Annotated in this window: 16 protein-coding genes; 13 read left to right on the forward strand and 3 right to left on the reverse strand. The window is 64.6% G+C overall.

Translation table 11 applies throughout. From position 1 onward, the window contains the following. The first annotated feature begins 220 nt into the window (after positions 1–220). Both PLANPX_RS26365 and PLANPX_RS26370 read left to right on the forward strand, forming a co-directional pair. Complete coding sequence (locus tag PLANPX_RS26365) at positions 221–847, forward strand: biliverdin-producing heme oxygenase (protein ID WP_152101605.1); 627 nt, start codon at positions 221–223, stop codon at positions 845–847. After that, positions 844–3,606 (forward strand): ATP-binding protein, encoded by a 2,763-nt coding sequence (locus tag PLANPX_RS26370; RefSeq protein ID WP_152101606.1) that lies wholly within the window; start codon positions 844–846, stop codon positions 3,604–3,606. The genes PLANPX_RS26365 and PLANPX_RS26370 overlap by 4 nt, the downstream gene beginning before the upstream one ends. A gap of 262 nt (positions 3,607–3,868) precedes the next feature. On the opposite strand, the gene PLANPX_RS26375 is transcribed toward PLANPX_RS26370, so the two are convergent. After that, a complete protein-coding gene (locus PLANPX_RS26375) occupies positions 3,869–6,052 on the reverse strand; it encodes a hypothetical protein (RefSeq protein WP_198421819.1) in 2,184 nt (727 codons plus the stop codon). A 114-nt stretch (positions 6,053–6,166) separates the two neighbouring features. After that, positions 6,167–6,910 carry a 3-keto-disaccharide hydrolase gene (locus PLANPX_RS26380; RefSeq protein WP_198421820.1) on the reverse strand — a complete coding sequence of 248 codons (744 nt, stop codon included), beginning with the start codon at positions 6,908–6,910 and terminating at the stop codon, positions 6,167–6,169. Between the two features lie 304 nt (positions 6,911–7,214). Here PLANPX_RS26380 and PLANPX_RS26385 point away from each other — a divergent pair, with 304 nt between their 5' ends. The 9 genes from PLANPX_RS26385 (at position 7,215) to PLANPX_RS26425 (ending at position 15,783) form a co-directional block, all read left to right on the forward strand. Then, positions 7,215–8,312, forward strand: coding sequence for a hypothetical protein (locus PLANPX_RS26385; RefSeq protein ID WP_152101607.1), 1,098 nt, complete (start codon positions 7,215–7,217; stop codon positions 8,310–8,312). A 217-nt stretch (positions 8,313–8,529) separates the two neighbouring features. Next, positions 8,530–9,579, forward strand: a complete 1,050-nt coding sequence (locus PLANPX_RS27705) for a CAP domain-containing protein (protein ID WP_194175112.1) — start codon at positions 8,530–8,532, stop codon at positions 9,577–9,579. 408 nt (positions 9,580–9,987) lie between these two features. Continuing rightward, positions 9,988–10,596, forward strand: a complete 609-nt coding sequence (locus tag PLANPX_RS26395; protein WP_152101608.1) for a DJ-1/PfpI family protein — start codon at positions 9,988–9,990, stop codon at positions 10,594–10,596. Between the two features lie 3 nt (positions 10,597–10,599). Further along, on the forward strand, positions 10,600–11,334 hold the full coding sequence (locus tag PLANPX_RS26400; protein ID WP_152101609.1) for a DUF2071 domain-containing protein: 735 nt from the start codon (positions 10,600–10,602) through the stop codon (positions 11,332–11,334). A 164-nt stretch (positions 11,335–11,498) separates the two neighbouring features. After that, on the forward strand, positions 11,499–12,074 hold the full coding sequence (locus tag PLANPX_RS26405; RefSeq protein WP_152101610.1) for a hypothetical protein: 576 nt from the start codon (positions 11,499–11,501) through the stop codon (positions 12,072–12,074). Positions 12,075–12,128: 54 nt separating this feature from the next. Then, positions 12,129–13,085, forward strand: coding sequence for a lactate/malate family dehydrogenase (locus PLANPX_RS26410; RefSeq protein WP_152101611.1), 957 nt, complete (start codon positions 12,129–12,131; stop codon positions 13,083–13,085). 12 nt (positions 13,086–13,097) lie between these two features. Beyond that, complete coding sequence (locus PLANPX_RS26415; RefSeq protein WP_152101612.1) at positions 13,098–13,526, forward strand: hypothetical protein; 429 nt, start codon at positions 13,098–13,100, stop codon at positions 13,524–13,526. 145 nt (positions 13,527–13,671) lie between these two features. After that, positions 13,672–15,330, forward strand: coding sequence for a right-handed parallel beta-helix repeat-containing protein (locus tag PLANPX_RS26420; RefSeq protein ID WP_152101613.1), 1,659 nt, complete (start codon positions 13,672–13,674; stop codon positions 15,328–15,330). 156 nt (positions 15,331–15,486) lie between these two features. Next, positions 15,487–15,783, forward strand: a complete 297-nt coding sequence (locus PLANPX_RS26425; protein WP_152101614.1) for a hypothetical protein — start codon at positions 15,487–15,489, stop codon at positions 15,781–15,783. A 107-nt stretch (positions 15,784–15,890) separates the two neighbouring features. Here the strand turns inward: PLANPX_RS26425 and PLANPX_RS26430 are convergent, their stop codons facing one another. Then, the gene (locus PLANPX_RS26430) at positions 15,891–16,406 is read right to left on the reverse strand and encodes a TPR end-of-group domain-containing protein (protein ID WP_172992344.1); all 516 of its coding nucleotides are present in this window, start codon (positions 16,404–16,406) and stop codon (positions 15,891–15,893) included. Between the two features lie 633 nt (positions 16,407–17,039). Between PLANPX_RS26430 and PLANPX_RS26435 the strand changes: the two genes are divergently transcribed. Next, positions 17,040–17,393, forward strand: coding sequence for a hypothetical protein (locus PLANPX_RS26435; protein ID WP_152101616.1), 354 nt, complete (start codon positions 17,040–17,042; stop codon positions 17,391–17,393). Positions 17,394–17,811: 418 nt separating this feature from the next. Further along, entirely contained in the window at positions 17,812–20,373 is a 2,562-nt protein-coding gene (locus tag PLANPX_RS26440) for a hypothetical protein (RefSeq protein ID WP_152101617.1), read from the forward strand. Positions 20,374–20,542 lie beyond the last annotated feature (169 nt).

Consider the following 20,542-nt stretch of genomic DNA (forward strand, 5'->3'; position numbering starts at 1 on the left):
GTCGCAACACTCGCCTCTTCTACCGGCTCCGGCCCGAGCAGGGCGAAGGCTCTCGGCATGCCGATTGCATCGTAGTGTGCCCTTCATTTTTGAACCTCGTAACGCGTTAAAACGCCCCGTTTTTACGATTGTCGCTTTGCGCGACCAACCTCAGCGCTGATCTCTGCGCTGCCGGGTCGGTCGCTCCTTGGACACCGCGCGATTAGAACCCCGAAAAATCATGCACCTCCTGCCGCTTCGCACCCGTCTCAAAGACTCAACTCACGACGCCCATACGGCGCTCGAACGCGAACTCGATCTGCTGAACCCGGCGCTTCGCCTACCCGACTACTGCGATCTACTCGCCCGGTTCTACGCCTACTACCTGCCGCTCGAAGCCTCCTTGCAGCGGACGGCCGACCGACAGTTGATGGCTGGACGGTGGAAGTGCACGGCGCTCGCCGACGACCTGCGCTCACTCGGCATGAGCTCGACCGAACTCCGGTCGATCGCGCCAGCCGCCACCCCGCCCCTCCGCAGCGTCGCCGACGCCGTCGGCGCCTTGTACGTCGTCGAAGGTTCAACGCTCGGCGGAATGATCCTCGCGCGGCACTTCTTCGCCCGCTTCGGCCTCACCAGTCGCTGCGGCCTCGCGTTCTTCACCTGCTACGGCGAGCGCACCGGCGAAATGTGGCAGCGCTATTTGGCGAGCCTCGCCGCGTACGACAACCCGCGCGACGCCGACCGCGTCGTCGCTGCTGCGGTCAGCACGTTCGAATCGCTCGCAGCCTGGCTACCGCTGCCCGCCGAACCGCTCGGCGCTGCGACTCACAACATCAACGAAAGTGAACGTTTGGCGGCACGATGACCGAGACCATCGACCTCACCACCTGCGACCGCGAGCCGATCCACATCCCCGGCGCGATCCAGCCCCATGGCGTGCTGGTCGCGCTCGATGGCGAGCGGCTCACGATCACGCACGTCAGCGCGAACGCGGCCCAACTTATTGGCGCCGCGCCGGAGGAACTCTTCGGCCGCACGCTCGACGCGCTCCTCATCGAGAACGAGCAAGGCGAAGCCGCCCGCTGGCATCGCGACCTCGCCCAATTGAAGGAAGGCCGCCCCGCCTACCAATCGACGTGGGAACTCCGCCACGCCGAGGAACCGTGGGACGCGATCACCCATCGCTACGGCGACAAACTTTTTATCGAGCTCGAACGCTCGCCCGAAACCTCCGGCCAGCGTGCGAACGCTCTCTACCACAACCTACAAGACGCCCTCGTCCGCATCGAACGCGCCACCTCGGTGAAAGAGATGGCCGCGCTTGCCTGCGAAAAGGTGAGCCGCCTTTGCGGTTTCGACCGCGTGATGATGTACCGCTTCGACCGCGAGTGGAACGGCGAAGTCATCGCCGAAGAACGCCGCGCGGACCTCGAACCGTTTCTCGGCCTCCATTACCCCGCTTCCGACATTCCGAAGCAGGCCCGCGAGCTCTACACGAAGAACTGGCTCCGCTTCATCGCCGATCGCGATTACGTTGCGTCGCCAATTCTCGCCGCCCATGCGACCGCCCCGCCGCTTGATCTCAGCTACTCCGTCCTCCGCAGCGTTTCGCCGATCCATCTGCAGTACCTGCGGAACATGGGCGTCTACGCCTCGATGTCGATCTCGATCCTGCGGCAAGGCAAGCTGTGGGGCCTGATCGCTTGCCACCACTACTCGCCGAAATTTATTCCGTACGATCTGCGGAAGGCGAGCGAACTGCTCGGCCACTTCATGTCGCTGCAAATCGCCGCGGTCGACGAGCAAGAGACGCGCGAGCTCCGCAAGCGTCAGCTCACGTGCTGCGACAAGGTGATGACCAACCTCAGTCGCGACGAAGACTTCGCCAAGGGCGCCCTCTTCTCAGAACCGACGCTCATCGACTGCATCGATTCCGGCGGCGCCGCGATCGTTTCCGACGGTATTGTCTCTCGCATCGGTCACACGCCCAGCGAAGACGAAATCCGCCAAATCGCCGCGTGGCTGCTGGAGCGAGGCGAAGACGTCACCGCGATCGATAACCTCAGCAGTCAGTTCGGCGGCGGTTACCTCGCCGCCGTCGCCGCCGGCGTCCTGGCGGTGAACATCGGCCGCAACCGCGCGCACCAGCTCCTCTGGTTCCGCCCCGAACACGTCCGCACCGTCAACTGGGCCGGCGATCCTCGCAAAACGGCCCTCTCACAAGAGACGCCCGATCGCCTCTCGCCCCGCGGCTCGTTCGCCCTTTGGCGCGAAACCGTCAAAGGGACCTGCGAGCCCTGGACCAACGACGAAATCGCCACCGCCGACAACCTCCGCCAACGAATGGTCGCGCTGCTCGTCCGCCGCGCCGAAATGCTCGCGATGGCTCACGCCGACCTCCGCCTCGCCACCGTCGAGCGCGAGAAGGCGCTCGACAGCGAACGGATCGCTCGCCACGAACTCGAGCGTCTCAACCGCGTGAAAGACGAGTTCGTCGCCACGCTGTCGCACGAGCTCCGCACGCCGCTCAACGCCATCCTCGGCTGGTCGCAGCTACTGAAAATGACGGGCACGGAGCTCAGCGCCGAATTCCAGGAGGGCCTCGACGTCATCGAGCGCAACGCCAAAGCCCAGGCGACGATGCTCGAAGACCTGCTCGAGATCAGCCGCATCATCGGCGGCCGCCTGCGGCTCGACCTGCAAGACGTCAACCTGGCGACGATCGTCGAAGAAGCGGTCCAGTCGTCCGCCGTCACCGCGCAAGCGAAGGGGGTGCGGCTCGAAAAAATGATCGCCCCCCTCTTCGGCGTCAAAGCAACCGGCGATCCAAACCGTCTCCGCCAGGTTGCGTGGAATCTGCTTTCCAACGCGATCAAGTTCACCCCCAAAGGGGGCAAAGTGCAGGTCGTCCTGCAGCGAGTCGACTCGCACGTCGAGCTCACCGTCACCGACTCGGGCATCGGCATCAAGCCCGACCTGCTGCCGTACATCTTCGATCGCTACCGCCAAGCCGACGCGTCGATCAGCCGTTCGTACGGCGGCCTCGGCCTCGGCCTCGCGATCGTCCGCAACCTCGTCGAACTCCATGGCGGCGTCGTCTCGGCCGACAGCCCCGGCGAAGGCCGCGGCTCGACCTTCATCGTCAGCCTGCCGATTCGTTCCGTCTTGCAGGAGCAAGCGGCCGACGGCGAATCGCACGATCTCCACGACTCGCATCTCCACGAACCAACCTTTAGCCTCGCCGGCTTAAGCGTTCTGATTCTCGACGACGAAGCCGACTCCCGCGCCCTCGTCGCCCGCGTCCTCGAATCGTGCGGCGCCCGCGTCACCGCGGTCGAATCGCCCGAGCAAGCTCTCGAGTTGCAAGCAATGGCGACATTCGACCTGATCGTCTCCGACATCGGCATGCCTGGCATGGACGGCTTCACGTTCATCCGCCAGTGGCGCGCCCGAGAGGCGACGCTGCAACAAAAGAAAACGCCGGCGATCGCGCTCACCGCCTACGCCCGCGCCGACGACCGTCGCCGTGCGCTCGTCTCCGGCTTCACGTCGCATCTGCCGAAGCCAGTTGAAGCGGGCGAACTCATCACCCTCGCCGCGAGCCTCACCGACCGCATCGCCTAGCCCCGGGCTCCGCCCGGGGTTCGGTTTCCATGCCGGTAATGCGTTGCCGCGCGTAGCGCTGCGCTCAGTCGCCGAAGCCTCACTAAAATGAAACCATGAGGTCCCCTCCCCTCGATGGGGAGGGTTAGGGAGGGGTGAAGACAGCGGGTACCAGGGCTCACCCCCCTCCCCAGCCCGGTGCTGCGCACAGGCTACCGCCTGCGCTCGATCGCCGCTGGCGACCGTGCTCGTTGCTCCCACAAGGGGGAGGGAGCCACAACATTCATTGCGAGGCCCCTCGCCAAGGCCCGCCGTCATTCTGCGACATCTCTTCGCGCACCGCACCAAGCTGCGACGCGACCTTCGACGACTGGCTCACGTCCCACAGCGACGTTCCCTCAACGCGCAACCCCAACGTGATCGCCGTCCACGCCGGCCCCCACCCCGCTTCGGCGCACCAAGCTCCCCAACCGAGGTCGCCCGAGCTCGACCAATAATCCCAGCGCCGATAATCAAACGCCCGGAACCACGTCCCGTTGAGATACGGAATCGACTCCGACCGCACCTGCACGCGCACCAAATAGTCGGCCAAACGATCTTCCGCTTGCTTGAGCTCCGCATCGCCCGTCGCGGCGACCGCTTCGCGCAAGCCGAGGAGCACGAATCCCGACACATACAGCTGATCGGTCACCGGATCGCCGCTCTCTTGAATCAGCGGCGTCTCGCCCGTGCCGTACGCTTCGTTGGAAGTTGGCACGAGGAAATGCCCCGTCGAGGCATTGCCCGGCTGCTCCGGAATCCCGCCGCATGGCTGCTGCGTTTTCAGCAGGTCGTTCGCCACTTGCTTGAGCCAGCCGCGATGCTCCGCCGTGTCCTCCACGCGCACCAACCAGGCAAGCGCCAGCAACATCCGCGCGCGGTCGAGATTTTCTCCCCACCGCCAACCGGCGGGATACTCTTCCATCGTGCGGCGGATGCCGCGCTTGGTCACTTCCAGAAATTGCTCGTCACCCGTCCGAGCGTAAGCCCACAGATAGCAGGCCCAAGAGTACGCCTCGAAGTGGGGCGACACATTCACCGTCGGTGCGTCATGAAAGTGCTTCCAACCATGCTCTTCAATCATGGCGATGGTGAGATTGTCGCTGCGAAACCCGAGCGTGCCGGTCGTTCGCAAGTTGGCGTAGAGCGCTCGCAACAACGGCTTGTCCCACGCCGCGGTTTCGAGCTTGGCGGCCGTCGCGATCGTGGCGAGCAGCGTGCGGGCATTGTCGTCGCCGTAGTTGCCGGCCATCCAAGCAGGTGAAACGTCCCCCCACGCGACCAGGCCGAATGCCGGATGCCGCGGATTGCCGCGCTCGCCGCGGCACATGCCCGACGTTTCATACAAGTAGTTCATCAGATTGGTCGCGACCTGCTCGCTCCGCGCATCGCCGCTCAGCTTGGCGTGCATCGCAAGGGCGGCCGCTGTCTCCGCTTGGCAGTCGGCGCGAATCGGCGTTCTCTGCAACTGGCTTCCGTCGGGCAAAATCTGCGACGCATACCCTTCAAGAATCCCGAGCGAACCATCGCCGCCAGTTGCAGCCGGCGGCGGCACGATCTCCACATTCTCGCGCAGCAAGCGGTGGAGTTCCGGCTCCCGCTCCGGCACGATCAACAGCCGCGACTCGAGACACCACTTGGCGAAACTCGCGAGCGACTCCGCCTCGGCCGAATCTGGCAACGGCTCGTCCGCAGCATACGCCGGCGTCGCCAGCGGCTTCACTTGCAAACGGTGGGGCGCCCCCGCGGGATCAATCGCCGCGAGCAAATGCGTCCACAGCGTCGCCCAATCGGCCGCCGGCGCGTAACGGGACGTTACGAACCCGCTTAACCGCGTCGTCGCGATCCACGTTCGCTCGTCGGTGCGAAACAAGAGCGGATCGCTCGCCGCCGGCATACCGAACACCGCTCGATCGAACCCCGCCACGCGTCCCAACACCAGCAGCGGATCCTCCGCACGGCATGGCAAGTACTGGCAATCGTGCAGCGCGAGAATCGCCAACGGCGGCAACCCAAGCGACGCCCCTTCCGCAACAACCCCACGCTCCCACCGCGCCTGCCGCGGCTCCGCAAACTCCACTCCCGGCGCCTCGGCAGGAAACTCCACCAGCAGCGTTAGCCCCTCCTCCCGCGCGACCGCATACTCTTCCGCACGCACCTCCGTCCGCCACTCCGGATACCCATCGGCCAGCACAAGCAGCGCCGCTCCCGGTGCGGCGATCTCGATCCCCTCGCGCACGGAGCTCGCCCGCTGCACGACCGACCCGCCAGCCACCAGCCCGCGGTACAAATCGTTCTCGGCCCTGCACGCCAGCGTCAACGTCGCCCCGCGCGCGGCGTCACTCACCCCAGCCGAGTCATCCGCCGCTGCACCGCCGCACAACGTCACCCCTAACATCACCGCCGCCGAAACGGCGCGCATCATCATTCCCATCACTCAAACCTCGTTCCACGCTCTGCGCGGCAACGCGCACCCCCGATGCTCCCCGCGCATTCCTTTGCGCCTCTGCGCCTTTGCGAGAGATCCGTATTTCCAAGCAACTCAATCAGTCAACGCCTCAATCGGCGTCAGCTCCAGCTTCCGGAACTCCACCTCCGTCCCCTCCGCCTGCACCGCAATCTGCCCCTTCTCCGCCGTGCACTTCGAACCATGGTTCACCAACTCGCCGTTCACCCACACCTTGATCTCGTCGCCGACGCACTCGATCACCATCTGATTCCACTCGCCCAGCGGCTTTTCCGATTTCTCAGTCAGGTTGAGAACCCGTCGCTCCTTCCCCTCGGTCGCGCCCCAGTTGGCGGGATCACCCGCGCGACGCTTCGCCATCTCCGGCACTTCGATGTCCTCGTGAATGCACCAGAAGTCCCCTGCCTCGCCGCTTTGCATTTGCACCTCAAGCGACTGCGGGAACATGCCGTACAGCACTCGCGGCTTCGACGCGTGGACTAGCACGCCGCAGTTGCCTGGCTTGTTGACGAACCGGTACTCGGCCACCAGCCGATAGTTGCTGAACTCGTCGTCGGTGATGAGATGCCCGCCCGGCGTTCCGAGGCTCACGAGGTTGCCGTCGCGCACAATGAACGGCGACTTCCCCTGCGGGTTCTTATCCAGCTCCGGCACATCGGCGTGCCAGCCGCTGAGATCCTTGCCGTTGAACAAGCTGCGCGTCTCGCCCTTCGCCACGGTCGGCTTGGATTCGTCGGCGCGCCCCATTTCACCGCCAGCCACCATCAGCCCTACAGCCAACGCCCACACCGCCACGCGCGACGCCGAGAAAGATGTCATCGAAGAGTCCTCGCATTGCATGAGAGTAGATACCCCAATCAGCCCGCCATTATGCCCCGTAGGCCATCCGCTCGGCAAACGGCCGTGCGAAGCGCATTCTGAGAAACTACGAATCACGCGAATTGACGCGAATAGTGCTGGAACGACCCTGTTTTCTCATTCGCGCAAATTCGCGGGATTCGTGGTTACGCTCTTTCTGCGTTACGCTCCTGGCACGAAGCGAGGAGAAATTCAAGCGACTTCTTACTCCGCTACTGCTATACTGCGGCCCGACGTCGCCTCAGACCAATCGGAACCGCACACCATGCGTCTCGCTTCACCACTCTTCGCCTTATCCGCCCTCACCGCGATTCTCGCATCTGGGAACGCCCGTGCCGCTGAACCGAACGAAACGTTCGCCACCGCCACGATCCTCGCTCCCGGCATCCTCACGGTGAGCGACCAGCTCGTGCAGCCTCCCGACACAATCCTCGGCATCCGCAACTTCCTCGGCGCCATCGTCGACGTCGACGACGACAGCAGCCCCCTCGGCAACGGCCATGCCTCGGGGCTCACCGGCGTCCCCACGCAAAACGGCAGCATCTCGTTCGTTATTAGCGGCTACGGCGACGATGACTTCGTCGGCAGTCACGGCGAATCGGGCGCTCTCGACGTGTACGTGCAAACGTACGACTCCTTCGGCGACCCGGCGAATCTCTTTACGAGTTCCGCAACGCTCGCACCAGGCTCCGTCGAGGAATATTCGTTCGTCGACGGAGACGCGATCCTCGGCTCGTACGACGTGTACATCGACAATCTCGGTTACTTCAACGTCGGCGCCGACATCGACTACTTCACCTTCACCGGCCTGACTCCCGGCGCGCCATTCACGGCGCAAACATTCGATCCGCAAAGCGTCGCGATTGATACGCAGATCGGTTGGTTCGGCGACAGCGGCTTTCTCATCGACGAAGACGACGATAGCGCCGGCGACGGCCTTTCATTGCTCGCCGGAACCGTGCCGGCCAACGGCAAGGTGACGCTCGCCGTCACCGGCACTGGCGACGACGCCTATCTTGGCGATCACTTCGCCAGCGGCCCCTACGAACTCAAACTCACGCTCGGAGCAGACTACGCGGCCGACTTCAACAATGACGGCAAAGTGAACGCCGCCGACCTCGCGGCGTGGAAGCTCGCCTTCGGCCCAGGCGCCGGGGCCGACGCCAACAACGACTTGAAGACCGACGGCGCCGACTTCCTTATCTGGCAGCGGCAATTCGGCAGCGGCGTCCCTACGATCGCAGCCGTCGCCGCGATCCCCGAACCTGCCTCCGCGGCGCTCCTCGCCATCGTTTTTGCCACTACTGCACTGGGCGCCTTGCGCCAACCCCCCGGCCGCCGGGCTCGCTTCGCCGCAGCCTGAGAGCGTCGCTCCGCCACCTTGCGCAGATTACCGTTCCTCACTCGCCCGGGCGCAGGGAAAACCCGCAAACAGCCCATTCTGCTCGTTGCCACGAGCTTACGCGACCCCTAGACTCGAACCTTCGCGTGCCGCACGAAGGATTCGCCTAACGGCATTTCGAGACGCGTCGATCGGAAATGGAACCTCCGTTCGGCGTTAAAGAGTTTAGGAGAAGAGTATGTTGTTCGCTTCACCATTGACGAAGCAACTCTGCGCCTCGGCCGTCGTCGCCGCCCTCGCCTCGATCTCGCTCGCCCCGCTCCGCGCCGACGAGCCAACTGCGGCCCAACCTGCCGCCGAAGCTCCGGCGAAAGAAACTGCCCAAGCAGCGGAAACGAAGACTGAAGAGAAGTCGGTCATGAAGACTGCGGAGAAGCCCGCAGACGAAGCTAAGAAAGAAGCCAAGCCGAAATCCGAGAAGAAGTCGACCGTCACGGTCGGCGGACTCGAATGGCGCACCGACTACAACAAGGCCTACCAAGCCGCGAAGCGCAACAAGCAAATGCTGTTGATTAATCTCACCAGCACCTCGACGAACAACGTTCAAACGAGCGTCGACAACTACTTCGCGACGAACGCTGCGATCCAGAAAAAGCTCGACGGCGTCAGCCGCCTCCGCCTGCCGGTCGACGCCGAGATCACCGTCGACGGCAAAGCCCAACGGCTCCTCTCCTTCCCGGCCTTCGCCCAGCTGCAAGGCGGTGCGGGTTTCGTCCTGCTCGACCTGAAGAACGAGGGCGCCCCCCACTACGGCCACGCCGTCAATGTGCTCCCCTACTCCAGCGGCAAGTACTACCACTGGCAGAACAATCACCTCAGCGTGATTCTCGATCTGCCGTCCGGCACGCTCACGCAGCGGACGATGATTTGGGCCGTGAGGACCCACCCCGAGGCGCCGCAAAGCACCTACGGGACGCTTCATCCGACGCTCGCGAACGGCGCCGCCAGCCACTCGAGCTACCAGGCCAGCATCGGCCAGCAAGGGCACCAGAACTTCGGTTCGCGCTTCAACCAACTGAGCGGCGCCACCGGCGGCCCCGTCTCGGAAGTCGTCGCCGAAAGTTGGCCTGGCCAGAACATGATCGACTCGTGCATCGACTGCGTCCAAAGCTGGCGCGGTTCGTCGGGCCACTGGCGCGGCGTCTCGGGCCGTCACCGCGCGTTCGGCTACGACATCCGCCGCGGCGGCAACGGCATCTGGTACGGCACCGGCATCTTCGCCGACTGATCGCCGGCACGCTGACCACCGAAACTATCGAGCCCTGCCTGTTCCCGCGAATCCTCGCGAAACAGGCGGGGCTTTTTCGTGCGCTCATGCAAAAATTTTGAACCGCCAAGGACGCCAAGAGCGCCAAGGAAGAAATGCATTTAACCACGAAACACACGAAATGAACGAAAAGGGATGTAGGTCTGAAGCCATTGCGATCACAGCGATTCTCAATGAATCTCTTCATTTCGTTTCTTTCGTGTGTTTCATGGTCAATCTCCCCGCTCCCGCATTTCCTTGGCGCTCTTGGCGTCCTTGGCGGTTCAATTCTTAAGCACTGCAGACAGCCCGCCAAGAAACTGGAAGCTGCTATGTTAATGCGTCGCCGCGACGGCGGTTCCTGTCTTTAACCGCACAGAATCATTCGCCATGAACATCGACATCCTCATTTACCCCGGCTTCGACGAACTCGACGCGATCGCGCCGTTTGAAGTCCTACAGAACGCCGCCAAGCTCGGCGCCGACTTTCGCGTGCGCCTCGTCGCCTCCCCCACCGCGGAAACGATCGTCGCCGCCCACGGCCTCGCCGTCGCGTGCGATGCGTTGCTCGGCGAAGGCCCGCGACCCGACCTGCTCGTCGTCCCCGGCGGCGGTTGGATCGACGGCTCCGCCGCCGGCGCGCGGGCCGAGGTCAACCGCGGCGTCATTCCCGCCGAACTCGACGAGTACCACGCCGCGGGCGTCACGCTCGCCGCCGTCTGCACCGGCGCGATGCTCCTCGCCGCCGCCAAACTCCTCAGCGGCCGCCCAGCGATCACCCACCACAGCGCCATCCCCGACCTCGAAGCCGCCGGCGCCCGCCTCGTTCGCGCCCGCGTCGTCGACGACGGCGCCATCATCACCGCCGGCGGCGTCACCTCGGGCCTCGACCTCGCCCTCTGGATCGTCGAACGCTTCGCGAGTCCCGCGATCGCCCTCCGCATCGAAGAGAACATGGAATACGAACGCCGCGGCGTCGTGTGGCGGCAACCGAGTTAACCGATGCTCAACCTCCCCGCTATCCGCGGCGTCATCGATCGCCGCATCCTCGCCAACTTTCGCGTCGACCACGACGTACTCGCCGCCACGCTCCCCGCGCCGTTTCGTCCGCAACTCGTCAACGGCTACGGCATCGCCGGCATCTGCCTTATCCGCTTGAAGTCGGTGCGACCACGCGGCATGCCGGCGTGGCTCGGCGTCAGCTCCGAAAACGCCGCGCATCGCATCGCGGTCGAGTGGAACGATGGCGACGCCATCCGCACCGGCGTCTACATTCGTCGCCGCGATACCAACTCGCGATTCAGCGTCCTCGCCGGCGGCCGCCTCTTCCCCGGCGTGCACCATCACGCCCGCTTCGTCGTGCAAGAAACGGCCGAGGAGCTGTCGCTCGACATGCAAAGCGACGACGGCGTCACCGCCATCAAGGTGCGAGGCCACGCGGACGACGCCTGGCCTACGAACTCGATCTTCCCCGCCGCAGACGCAGCTTCCCAATTCTTCGCCGCCGGCTCGTTCGGCTACTCGAACGCACGCACGCCGAACGTCTATCAAGGACTGGAACTCGACTGCGACACCTGGACAGCGACGCCGCTCGCCATCGAATCGATCCGTTCCAGCTATTTCGACGACCGCACGATCTTCCCGGCTGGCTCGATCGAATTCGACAACGCCCTCCTCATGCGCGGCATCGACCACGAATGGCACAGCCGCGGCGAACTCTGCTGTTCAACAAATTGAATAGCCGGCTCGCTCGAATCCTCTCCAATTGACATCCAATTTGCATCGGCTGAAGCGTATGATAGGCGAAGGTTCGGGGGAATTCCCCGAATCTTCGCCTCCCCATCACGCCAGCTCCCGACTCAGCCGAGTCACTGAGCCTCAATGCCTCAGAGAAGCCTTGCATGCCGAACACAAGTGAACTGCCAAGCAGCCTCGCCGCAATCGTCGCGACAGAACTTGAATCTGATGAAAAGATCGTCTGGTTGGGGCAGCCAATACCGCGGCTCTACGCCAGGCGAGGCTTGCCGGCGTTCCTCTTCGGCATTCCCTGGACGGCTTTCACCTTAAACTTTACATACCAAACTACCCGAGGAAATCTGGACTGGGACCACCTAGTTCCCTTCGTTGTCATTGAAATTCCTTTCCTGCTCATCGGCTGCGTCATGCTGCTCTCGCCGCTCTGGATGATGCGCATGGCCAAGCGAACAGCCTACGCTGTCACCAATCAGCGGGCCTTGATCTTCAACGCCGGCTGGTTCAGCGGCCATACCATTCGCTCGTTTCGGCCCGACCAGATGCAAGAACGCCGCCGCGTCCAACGCGCGAACGGCTGCGGCGACCTCATCCTCGACCGACAGTGGAGCAAAGACTCCGACGGAGGCTCGAAGTCGACCGACTACGGCTTTCTCGCCATCCGCGACCCGAAGATGGTTGAAGGGCTGATTCAAGAATTAACGAACGCCCACAGCGCTGCGTGACGATATAGTCGCGCGAGGGTCTCTGATCAATTGAGCTCGGCAAGGATCGCAACAATGAGCAAAGTTGGAATCGTCGGCGTCGGCATGGTCGGACGCGCCGCTGCCTCGGCCATGGTTTCGCGAGGCTCGTGCCGCGAGTTGGTGCTCGTCGACGTCCGCCGCGAAGTCGCCGAAGCGGTCGCGCTCGACCTTCTCTACGGCATCCCCACCGGGCAGCCGCTACTCATTCGCAGCGGTACGAACGCTGATCTCAAAGACGCCGACCTCGTCGCGATCACCGCCGGCGCCAACGAGAAATCGGGCGGCGCCACCGACAAGAGCGACGCGCAAGGCCGGCTCCGCCTGCTCGGCGTCAACGCCGGGATCTTCCAAGCGATTGTCCCCGAAGTCGTCGCCGCCGCGCCGCAGGCGGTGCTGCTCGTGGTCGCCGACCCGCCCGATCCGCTCGCCGATCTCACGCGCCAGCTTGCCGGCCACGACCGCGTCGTCAGCACCGGCACGTTTCTCGATAGCCTCCGCTTCGCCACTCATCTCGCGCAGGTGCTAGGCGTGAACCCGGCGTCGGTCGGCGCTCAAGTCTTCGGCGAGCATGGCATGAGCGAAGTCCTCGTCTGGTCGGCGGTCACTGTCGCCGGCGTGCCGCTCGCCGACGTGCTGCAGCAACGCAAACTCGACGCGGCGACGTTCCGCAGCGAAGTCGAGTCGGCCGTCCGCAGCGCGAACATCAACATCATCGCCGGCATCGGCGCGAGCCAGTACGGCATCGGAGCCGTCACCGCCCGACTAACCGAGGCGATACTCCGCGACGAGCGGATCGTCGCCGTCGTCGGGTCGTACCAAGCGGCGGACGGCGTCACCTATTCGCTGCCCGGCGTCATCGGCGCCGGCGGCGTGCAGAGCGTTTTGACGCCGCGACTCAACGGCGACGAGAAAGCAGCGCTCGACCGCAGCATTGCGACGCTGCAACAAGCCGTGCAGAAGCTGCCCGCGAACGCTCCGCCCAATCGCTAGCGAGGTCTTTGCATGGGAACAGGCAACGCAGAATCCGGCCGACGCAATCTGGTGCTGCTATGCATCATTGCCCTCTGCTTCGAAGCTTATTTGATCTTCGACTACCAGCTCAACTTCTTCCCCCGCAAACTCCCGACGCAGATCATTCGCTTGATCTTGAGCGCGGCGCTCTTCTACTGGCTTAGCCGCGGCAGCAATGCGGCGCGCTGGCTAGCGATTGTGCTCTTCGGCTGGGGCGGCGTTGCGGGGCTATATGCAGTCGCTTCCGCCAATGCGTGGATGTCAGACTATGTTCTAATGTTTGTGTTCTACCTCGTCTTCGCCATTCGCTTGCTGACGTCAAAGGACATTCGCACTTACATCCGCGAATCAACCTACGGGCCTCCATCAGCCCAGTTGCTCGTCGGCGTGGGACAAAAGAGCCCGGCAGACAATCTCTAGCCCGCTGCTTTCAGCGCCGTCACCGCGCGCGGCGCTAGCACCACGTTTTTCTCCCCTTCGCCGCCCCCTCGTGTACAATCACACGCTCAGGGGCCAACGTCGCGACAGACACCCGCGACGCTAACGGAACGGAAGGAGACGCGGCATGCGACGAGGTCGTTGGCTCGAGGTCTGTTGGTACGGAACCCTCGCGGCGCTGGCGGCGGCCAGCCAGATTCATCTCGCCCGCGGCGCCGAGTTCTACGTCGCCCCCGGCGGCAACAACTCCGGGTCCGGCAACAGCGGCGCCCCTTGGGCCACGCTGCAGTACGCCGCCGATCATGTCGGCCCCGGCGATCGCGTCACGGTTCGCGCCGGCAACTACAAAGGCTTTTATCTCGATACCAGCGGCACCGCCGCCAACCCGATCGAGTTCTTCGCCGAGCCCGGCGTTCTCATCAACACGCCCACCAGCGGCGCCGGCAATCAAGACGGCATCAACCTCGAACTCGCCTCGCACATCATCATCGACGGCTTCAGCGTCACCGGCATGCCCCGCGCGGGCATCCGCAGTGTCGGCCTCGACGACGACATGGCCGAGTTCGTCACCATCCGCAACGTCCACGCCTACAACAACGGCCGCTGGGGCATCTTCACCGGCCACGTGAACGACCTGCTTATCGAGAACAACGAAACGAACGGCTCCATTTTGGAGCATGGAATCTACGTTTCGAACAGCGGCGACCGGCCGGTGATTCGCAACAACGTCACCTGGGGCAACCATGGCGCCGGCATCCACATGAACGGCGACGCCAGCCTCGGCGGCGACGGACTGATCACCGGCGCCCTCGTCAGCGGCAACCGCGTCTACGGCAACGCCGCGAGCATCAACGGCGGCGCTCTCGGCGGCGGCAGCGGCATCAACATGGACGGCGTTCAGGATTCCCGCGTCGAGAACAACTTGCTCTACGACAACCACGCCAGCGGCATCTCGCTCTTCATGGGCGACGGCGCCGAAGGCTCCAGCGGCAACGTCGTCGTCAACAACACGATCAACCAACCCTCCAACGGCCGCTGGGCGATCAATATTCAGGACGGTTCCACCGACAACACGCTGCTGAATAACATCATTCTCTCGCAACATGCGTCGCGCGGCGCCATCGACGTCTCGGCCGACAGCCTGCCAGGCATGGTGAGCGACTACAACGCGGTCATTTCGCGATTCACAACGAACGGCGGCAGCTCGAACATCACGCTCGCCCAATGGCAAGCGGCGACCGGCCAAGACGCCCACTCGTTCACGGCAACGGCGACGCAACTATTCGAAAACTGGACCGCCGGCGACTACCGCCTCCGCAGCGGCTCGCCCGCGCTCAACAAGGGAACCGCGACCGAAGCCCCCACGGTCGACATCGTCGGCACGCCCCGCCCTGCCGGGGCCATCGACATCGGCGCTTACGAAACGGCCACGGCGCCAACGCTCTCGGCCGACTTCACCGGCGACGGCTTCGTCGACGCCGCAGACTTAGCAGCGTGGCGTTCGGCCTTCGGCGCGAACGCCAACGGCGACGCGAACAACGACAACCGCACCGACGGCGCCGATTTTCTTATCTGGCAGCGCGAGTACACGGGTAGTGCGCCAACAGTCGCCGCGGCAATCCCAGAACCGGCGTCAGCCACCACGGCGGGCATCGCGCTCATTGCGGGCATAGCGATGCTCCGCCATAAGAAAAATGAAACCTTGAGGGGAGCAACGAGCACGGTCGCCAGTGGCGAGCGAGCGCAGGCGGTAGTTCGTGCGGAGCACTGGGTTAGGGAGGGGTGATCGCAGTGGGTACCAGGGTTCATTACCCCCTCCCCAGCCCTCCCCTCAAGGGGGAGGGAGCCAGAAGACATATGGGAATCGTAACACGCTGAGGCGCATCTATCCGCCCGGCCGCGCGACGCTCAGTAATGACGTACGTCCGCTACACTAACGGTCATGTACATTAGCAGCGACGACATCGCGAAAGCCCTGCTCATCGTGCTCGGCCTGCCTGCGCTCGCAAGCATTCTGCTTTGCTGGACTGGGGCCGTGCTTGGAGATCGCCGCAAACTGCAACGCGCCCCCGATTCGCGACTCGTTGGATTCGCCATCGGCTGGGCAGCGTCCGTCGCCGCCTTCGTGCTCTGCATTCGCGTCGACGCATGGCTTGTTGGCGCTATCGCCTCGCCGGCGATCGGCGGACTGGCTGCGTACGCTGCGTCTAGATTTTTAGCATCAAGAAAAAATGCTTAGCGGCACGCCACCTAGCCCCGGGCTCTGCCCGGGGGTCGGCCACCACGCCGATCAGCTAAATCGCGCGTGATGCCACCCCCGAGCGGAGCCCGGGGCCAGAAATGCGACTAACCAACCGCAGTCGTCAGCGCCTGAAACAACGGATCCATCCGAATCGGATCAAAATCAGGCTCGTCGCAAACCAGATCGCGGAAGTTACCGTCAATCTCGAGCGCGTGAGCTAAGCACTGCAGCGCGCGACGGCGATTGTGAGCGAGGCTCCAATAGCACGCCAGGTTGTAGTGCAGCACCGCTTCGCTCGGGTCGACGGCGATGGCGTGTTCGAGGGCGCCAATCGCGTCTTCCAGTTGGCCAGTCCGCTTCAGGCACCAGCCGAGCGCCATCGCGACATGAATATCGTCCGGAATCAGCTCGAGGCAACGACGGAGCGGGAAGATCGCGTCGCGATACCGTTGCAGCTCGCGTAGCGTTTCGCCCATCAGGTAGCAGCCGCGGGCGTCGCCGTGGACATGCTGTCCCCACCGTTGCAGCGACGCCAGAGCATGCTCCGGCAATCCCAGTTCGAGGTATCCCTCGGCTTCGGTGCAAGCCCGGCGCAGGTGCGAAATCGCTTCCGTGGTCATAGCGGCGTTATGGCTAAAGCGGAGCATGAAAGGCGCCAGGGCTTGCGGTGTCGGGAACGAATCGAGAGGTTCCGAAGGCTCGATTCAATCCAGGTAGAATGCAAACCGTGGGCCGAAAACGCTGACAAGTCGGGCGGCGAAAGATGAGGTTCGTTTCACGCGCCGAACGATGAGCTGCCTAATCTTACACGCTGCCGTGCGCGCGGCTTTTGCGCCGTCGCGGATTGTGTTGTAACTCTCATTCCCGTAAGCAGAAACGCTCGGAAAATCGAGTTCTCCGAAGTTACGGGACTCGCCGCAGGCGCAAACTCTGCCGCCAGCACGCCGCCGGCAAAGCGGCTTGCCGAGCCCCGCGCGGCGCCTGCCAAAGGTGGTAAACCGCTAGCCCGGCAGACCAGAAAATGTGCCGCTTTGGCGGGCGGCGACTGCACGGATCGCGTTCATTTTTCGCCACGCGGTCCCCCGGCGACGTTGCCCAGCCGCCACGCCGAGGCGGGGGATTCCGTGGGGCAAAACTCCCTGGCGCCGCGCGATTTCCCGAGGATTTTAAGTCCGCTGATCTCCGCTAGTTCCGCCGCGATCGTCGGCACGCCCGTTGCCCTAAGGAAAGCACCGCAAGACGAGGAAACCGCCATGAAACGCAGCCTGCTCACGATTCTGCTTGTCGCCGCCATCAGTGGTTGGATCAGCGCCGGCGAGCGTGCGGCCGGCCGCTCGCCCGGCGGCGATTGGGTCCGCACCAGGGACGGCTGGGAATCGCGGTTCGTCGTCGAACCGCATGAAACGACGGCGCTGCCGACGATCCACCCGGGCGTCATCGCGGGACTGCAACTCGGCGCCTCGCTCTTCTTCCTGCTCGCTTTCCCGTCGCAGTTCCGCGAGCTCGCCATCAGCCGCGCCACGGCGTACTTCACCGAACGCCGCCGCGGCGGCGACCGCCGGCAAGGCGCCGACCGCCGCCTCAGCGCAGCTGTTTCCGCCGGCTGACTCTCCGCGGGCCCCTTTGAAGAACATTGAATCATGAGGTCCCCTCCCCTTGAGGGGGAGGGTTAGGGAGGGGTGACAGCGGCTGGTACCAGGGCTCTTCCCCCCTCCCCAGCCCTCCCCTCCAGGGGGAGGGAGCCAGAAGATTGAATGCGTGGCTGAGTTCGCCTCGAACTACGCCATCTCTTCCCGGGGCTATTTCGCACAAAATCTTCCCTCCGAAGATTTTCTTGTACGAACCCTCTCTCCCCGCGCCACTAACCCAGTAGCTCTCCTGCTTTGTGGGAGGGGTCTCCGACCCCGATGGATCGCTGCCTGGCCATGATTGGCTCGAAGTAGTGACGCAATCGGCGTCGGAGACGCCTCCCACATGCGAGGAGCGCCCCACGAAAAAAGCATCCCCCAGCCCCACGGCCGACCCATGCGTCTCACCCTCCGCACCCTCCTCGCCTACATGGACGACGTCCTCGATCCCGCCGATCAGGAGGATCTCGGCCGGAAGATCGAGCAAAGCCCCTTCGCCACCGAGCTGATCCACCGCTCGCGCGACGCGGTCCGGCGGCTGCGGCTCTCGGCGCCTGAAATCCTCTCGGCCGAGACGGGCGACCTTCACGGCGACGCCGGCGCGCTCGACGCCAACACCACCTCCGAATATCTCGACAGCACGCTCCCGCCCGACGCAGTCGCCGAGTTCGAGCGGAGCTGCCTCGAAGCGGGCAACAACGCCGACATGCTGCTCGCCGAAGCCGCGTCGTGCCATCACATTCTGACGATGGTGCTCGGCGAGCCGGCCGAAGTCGACGCCGATCTGCGGCAGCGACTCTACGCCCTCGCGCAATCGCCGGCAGCAGCCCAACAAGTCCGCATTGAACCGGCTCACGCCACGCCCACGAATGCGTCGGTCACGCCGCCGCTGGCCGAGGCGCCGGTCGCCCCGGTCCCATTGCCAGTGCCGACGGCAACGCCGCGCAAGCCGCAGGTCGATCCCGACGAAGCGGGCGTCCCCGACTACATGCTCGCCGCCGTGCGGCAACGTCGTCGCACGCGCCGCGCGCTCGCGGCAACGCTCGGCGCCTTCGTCCTCGGCGGTATTGCCGCCCTGGCGTTCTACATCCGCCACGAAAACAACAAGCCGGTGGAAACGCCCGGCGACGTTGCCGCAATTGGCAAGATCGACGACGTGGTCGCAGCCGTCGACGTCGGCAATCTCGAAACGCCCGCCGCCGCGTCGAGCAGCACCGCGACCGCCGACGCCGGCGCGACCGCTCCTGCCGCGAGCGACACGGCCGACAGCGAAGCCCCGGCCTTCACGCCGAGCGCGCCGACGCTACCGCCCGTCGTCGAAACGCCCGCTGCCGCACCAGGAGCCGCCGGCACGCTTGAGACGCCGCCACTCGAACTCCCCGCACCCGGCGCTGAAATGGCCGGCGCGATCGCCGCCGAAACCGAAGCGGCCGCTGCGGCTGCTCCCGCAGCAACACCCGCTGCGTCAACGCCCCCGGCAGCCGTCGCCGCCACTGAAGTCCCCGACGCTAGCGAAATGACGCTCGGCCCCGCGGCCGATCAACCCGCAGCGCCCGCTGCCGACGCCACCGCTGCGGCGGAAACACCCGCAACCCCCGCCGATGCAGCCGCCATCGCCGCTACGGAAGCGCCGGCCGTTCCCGCGCCGCCAGCCGGCGCCGCCGAGACGCCCGCAGCAGAAACTCCCGGCCCCGTGATGGTCGCCGACGCTAGCGCCTCCTCGATCCCCGCCGCCGACGCCGCAACTGGCGCCGATCCATTCCCAGCCGGCGAAGGCGAGAAAGAAACCGAGACGCCCGAGGTGAAACCAATCGGCGCCTACCTCGGCAACAACGACGTATTGTTGAAGCTCGATCCCAAAGAGAATGTTTGGAACCGCGTCGCCCCGCGCACGCCGTTACTCCCTGGCGAAACGCTGCTCGCACTCCCCACCTTTCGCACCCACGTGGTCCTCGCCGACGCCAATGTGTACCTCAGCGGCGGCGCCGAAGTGGAACTGCTGCCCCCCGGCGCCGGTTCGGGCGCCAGCGCCGCTGAGTTCGGCCTTCGCATCCCCTACGGCCAGGTCGTTCTTAACTCGGGCCTCAACGGCAACCGCATCGAAATTTCGATGCTTGACGTTGATCGCCTCGCGCAACTCGGCCCGTCGTCGAGCCTCGCCATCGAAGTCCGTCGCGTCTTCATTCCCGGCCCGCTCGCCAACCGCGCTCCGGCGCCAGCCGAAGCATCGTGGTACCTTACCAGCGGTTCGATCGAGTGGAACGGCGAAAAGATCGAAGCCCCGGCGACTTGGACGACGGTCGCCGGCCAAGACACCGCCCCCGTCGCTATCGACAATCTCCCCGAGTGGGTCGACCGCGAAGCCATTGCCGACAGCGAGCGCCGTGCTCGCGATGAAGTCGCCAAGGCGCTCGTCGCCGGCGAGCCAGTGAACGTGCACTTGCTCGAATTGAGCGATCCCGCCGATCGCGGTCGCCGCACCGAAGTCCGGGCCCTCGCCGCTCGCTGCGGCGCCTACGTCGGCCTGTACGACGCGCTCGTCAACGCCCTCAACGACACGAACCAACGCGCGTCGTGGCGTTCGCAAGTCGACTCGCTGCGGCAGGCGATCGCCCGCGACCCGTCGGCCGCCGTCGGCATCGGCGACGCCTTCGCCCTCGAACGGGGCCAAGAGGCTGCCGGCGACCTCATGGAAATGCTTTCCGGCTTCGACGCCGACGCAGTCGGCAAGACGCGCGAAGAGGTCAAGAACGGCGTCCTCAATCGCATCGTCCGCTGGATGGACGACGACGACCTCACCTACCGCGTGCTCGCCTCCTACAACTGGGACGAGATCACCGGCAAGCGACTCTTCGGCAACTACCGCCCAGAGCAGACTGCGTCGCAACGCAAACGAGCGCTGCGTCATCACATTGAACGTCTCGAAAAAGGCGAACTCGCCGCCGGCGAGGCAAAGTAAACCTCCGGCAACTAGCCCCATCGGGGCGGCATGTTGTAGCCAGGGGCGCAAGCCCCTGGTCTTCATCGCCTTGGTGTAAATAGCCCCGCAAGGGGCGACACAATTCTCATCACCTCGCGATGAGCAATGTCGCCCCTCACGGGGCTTAGGATGGAGTCCCATTGTTCGC

This window comes from Lacipirellula parvula, from assembly GCF_009177095.1.
Taxonomy (GTDB): domain Bacteria; phylum Planctomycetota; class Planctomycetia; order Pirellulales; family Lacipirellulaceae; genus Lacipirellula; species Lacipirellula parvula.

Coding starts and splice junctions, on each gene's coding strand:
- PLANPX_RS26430 (WP_172992344.1), bottom strand. CDS start 16,406: ATGACCACGGAAGCGATTTCGCACCTGCGCCGGGCTTGCACCGAAGCC.
- PLANPX_RS26410 (WP_152101611.1), top strand. CDS start 12,129: ATGAGCAAAGTTGGAATCGTCGGCGTCGGCATGGTCGGACGCGCCGCT.
- PLANPX_RS26435 (WP_152101616.1), top strand. CDS start 17,040: ATGAAACGCAGCCTGCTCACGATTCTGCTTGTCGCCGCCATCAGTGGT.
- PLANPX_RS26375 (WP_198421819.1), bottom strand. CDS start 6,052: ATGATGATGCGCGCCGTTTCGGCGGCGGTGATGTTAGGGGTGACGTTG.
- PLANPX_RS26415 (WP_152101612.1), top strand. CDS start 13,098: ATGGGAACAGGCAACGCAGAATCCGGCCGACGCAATCTGGTGCTGCTA.
- PLANPX_RS26405 (WP_152101610.1), top strand. CDS start 11,499: ATGCCGAACACAAGTGAACTGCCAAGCAGCCTCGCCGCAATCGTCGCG.
- PLANPX_RS26425 (WP_152101614.1), top strand. CDS start 15,487: ATGTACATTAGCAGCGACGACATCGCGAAAGCCCTGCTCATCGTGCTC.
- PLANPX_RS26395 (WP_152101608.1), top strand. CDS start 9,988: ATGAACATCGACATCCTCATTTACCCCGGCTTCGACGAACTCGACGCG.
- PLANPX_RS26365 (WP_152101605.1), top strand. CDS start 221: ATGCACCTCCTGCCGCTTCGCACCCGTCTCAAAGACTCAACTCACGAC.
- PLANPX_RS26380 (WP_198421820.1), bottom strand. CDS start 6,910: ATGACATCTTTCTCGGCGTCGCGCGTGGCGGTGTGGGCGTTGGCTGTA.
- PLANPX_RS27705 (WP_194175112.1), top strand. CDS start 8,530: ATGTTGTTCGCTTCACCATTGACGAAGCAACTCTGCGCCTCGGCCGTC.
- PLANPX_RS26370 (WP_152101606.1), top strand. CDS start 844: ATGACCGAGACCATCGACCTCACCACCTGCGACCGCGAGCCGATCCAC.
- PLANPX_RS26420 (WP_152101613.1), top strand. CDS start 13,672: ATGCGACGAGGTCGTTGGCTCGAGGTCTGTTGGTACGGAACCCTCGCG.
- PLANPX_RS26440 (WP_152101617.1), top strand. CDS start 17,812: ATGCGTCTCACCCTCCGCACCCTCCTCGCCTACATGGACGACGTCCTC.
- PLANPX_RS26400 (WP_152101609.1), top strand. CDS start 10,600: ATGCTCAACCTCCCCGCTATCCGCGGCGTCATCGATCGCCGCATCCTC.
- PLANPX_RS26385 (WP_152101607.1), top strand. CDS start 7,215: ATGCGTCTCGCTTCACCACTCTTCGCCTTATCCGCCCTCACCGCGATT.